We start from the raw sequence: 2586 nt of genomic DNA on the forward strand, positions 1-2586 counted from the left end.
ATTCGTTTGATGATTCATATATTTTCGACCTTTATTTGATTGTCTACATTTGATTTCACTTCATGGCTATTACTTTGCTAATCACCTACTGTTCATTAGCCAATTCAAACAGCCACTACAAAGATAGTTGTTTATTCTTATTTCCCCTTCATTTGATGCTCACGAATAGCATTCACAAAAACATAATGATGAAATACCAAACAAAGTAAGTATATTTGCAGCAATGTATTCAAAACCAACAATGCTGACATCACCTGTACTTTCTAAATCTAAATGCAAAACGTCTATCTGTTTCCCATAGGGTCTAATCTATGAAAAACGAATGAATCGTTGCACTTCAATTTTGAAAGGACGCCCTTAGTAAATTCGACAACTCCACAGAAGCAATTTCAAAACTCCAATTAAATGGAGCAATGACTGATGCATTTTGGCGTGCAGAATTTGAAATAGATTAAGATTAGGTCTTCTGTCTCATTTCCTTATGCCAATTGGGGTGGGGCTAAAAATATAGAAGTTGTGACAAGAAGTTATCCGAAATATGGGGAGGGTGGTGCTATCCAGTTCACAACTAAGAGCCAGATAAAACTCCTTAGGCTGGTAAATATCAAGACGGGAGAGGTTATAACATTCTAAGTATGCGCAAAAGAAAACTTGAAGAACGATTAGTCCAAGTGCTTCGGCACGACTATGGTTTTTATAATGCTATATTTAAGTGACAAGGACTGCCTCCTCCATTGGACACCTCTTTCGATAGTCTTCTGCCATTCTTGAGAAGACTAGAGCAAAAAGGAATAATCAGGTTGTTCACTATCGAAGGAGAACAGATGATTGAAGTCATTCGCTGTCCATAAAAGGAGGTGTGTGATATCCAAGGGCGTTCAAGTGGGTCTCATGTCAAAAGCTTCCCTAATATCGTAATTCTAACATACTAAGCATGTCTACAATATACACGGAAATAGCCAAGATTGAGCATGTCGCAGGCTTTGATCCTAAGACTGGATACTAGCGCTTACTCCAAAGATAATAAGAGATACATTCGTTTTGGAAATACATTATTGGAGTATGAAGAGACCTTTTTACTATGGGGGAAATGAAAAATGGAAAGAATTAAATGACTATTTTATTCGACATCAACTTAATGGTGAGTGGCCACCTTTTAATGGCTTTATAGAATCTCATAAAGTGAAACTTAAAAAAGGAGTGGTTCTTGACAGATATGACTATAATGGAGCTTCTCAGTTAGATGGTATTCATAGAGGAAGATTTGCTTCTCCTAAAATGTCAGATGGAACTAGGATTCCTTTTCAAAATCGAGCCTTAAGAGGCAATGAATCTAATTATATTGAATTCTATGAATTAGTCGTTCTCGAAGATTTTTCTGTAGAAATGGGACCGGCAATCCCTTGGTTTAATCAGCCAGGGAAAGGTATCCAAATTCTATTTTCCAAAAGACATCGAAGAGTTAATCAGAGAGGGAAAAATGAAAATTATAAACTTAGTAAGACGAAATGATTCAAGTGACGATAAATGATAAATATATTTTGAAGCCATACCAATCACAGCCTTTGCACAAAGAAGATTTTATATCTCTGAGGTTTGATGATATCGTAGAACGCATATATGTTTACAAAGAAAATAAATCAGAGAGCTTTATATCCTTTGGATTGACCTACCCTAATGATAAAGGGATTTCATTAGAGGAAATTGAATCTATAGCGAAAAAATTAGGCTCATTAGAAAAGTTGGTATATCCTCAAACTGGATATATTGCATTTCAAATAAAAAAACATGATGAAGTAATATCTCCATTTGTGATTTTAATGCACAAACATATCTTTTATTTTGGACTTATCTCCGGAGACTATTCAAGAGGTCCAGAAACAAAAATAATGCTATTGGGAGTGCACAAGTAAAGAAAAAGTAATTTACACACCAAGGTAGCATCAGTATGATAAATTCATGTACATGAGCTGGGCCTAAAAAACTTTAGTTGTTCTACTTGTAATACAAAGACTGTTGGTTAATAGTGTAAAATGAAGAAAGGCAATCAATCTAACAGATAATTCGTCTCCAACCTCTCGATGAGTCGGAGAGCGTGCTCATCGGTAAGCTGGAGAAACAATTGAGACAGGCGGAGAATTCCGTTGATAAACCGGCAGACGCTGTTGTAAAGCCGGCAACAATTGCCGATGAAAGGGGCGTAAGTGGTGAATCAAAGACACCGTCGCGATCGCTATCCTCTGAACTCACCGCGCTGCAAAAAGAGTCTGTTCAACGCTACCAGAACCTTGGGCTGGAACAACTTGTCTCATTTCGGGAGCACCCAGCTTATCAGCAGCTTTCGGATATTGATAAGACGAAGTTTTTAAAGAAACTTCAAGGATTTGAGGACGACGTTCTTCGCGAACTGGACGCCGATGAACAAGCGCTAAATGAATTCGTCAATTCTCTCAAGTCAGAAGCCAAGAGCGAACAAGCTTGGTTCAAGAGAATGATGGAGGGCATCCGCTTCAACAAGGAGCGTGCCAAGTTCTATTCTTTCAATGAGGTTTATTTAGAAGCACCAAAGAAAGAGACAAAGGTGGC

Annotated in this window: 3 protein-coding genes; all 3 read left to right on the forward strand. The window is 37.5% G+C overall.

Going from position 1 to position 2586, the window contains the following annotated elements:
• Positions 1 to 1062 precede the first annotated feature (1062 nt).
• Positions 1063 to 1512, forward strand: a complete 450-nt coding sequence (locus tag HMPREF9999_RS09735; protein ID WP_009437956.1) for a TNT domain-containing protein — start codon at positions 1063 to 1065, stop codon at positions 1510 to 1512.
• Positions 1509 to 1913, forward strand: coding sequence for a hypothetical protein (locus tag HMPREF9999_RS09740; protein ID WP_009437957.1), 405 nt, complete (start codon positions 1509 to 1511; stop codon positions 1911 to 1913). Before HMPREF9999_RS09735 ends, HMPREF9999_RS09740 begins: the two co-directional genes overlap by 4 nt.
• 182 nt (positions 1914 to 2095) lie before the next feature.
• Positions 2096 to 2586: hypothetical protein (locus HMPREF9999_RS09745; RefSeq protein WP_009437958.1), on the forward strand; the 491-nt coding region annotated here is incomplete at its 3' end.

Origin of the sequence: Alloprevotella sp. oral taxon 473 str. F0040 (assembly GCF_000318095.2) — a bacterium.
GTDB lineage: Bacteria > Bacteroidota > Bacteroidia > Bacteroidales > Bacteroidaceae > Alloprevotella.

Coding starts and splice junctions, on each gene's coding strand:
- HMPREF9999_RS09735 (WP_009437956.1), top strand. CDS start 1,063: ATGAAGAGACCTTTTTACTATGGGGGAAATGAAAAATGGAAAGAATTA.
- HMPREF9999_RS09740 (WP_009437957.1), top strand. CDS start 1,509: ATGATTCAAGTGACGATAAATGATAAATATATTTTGAAGCCATACCAA.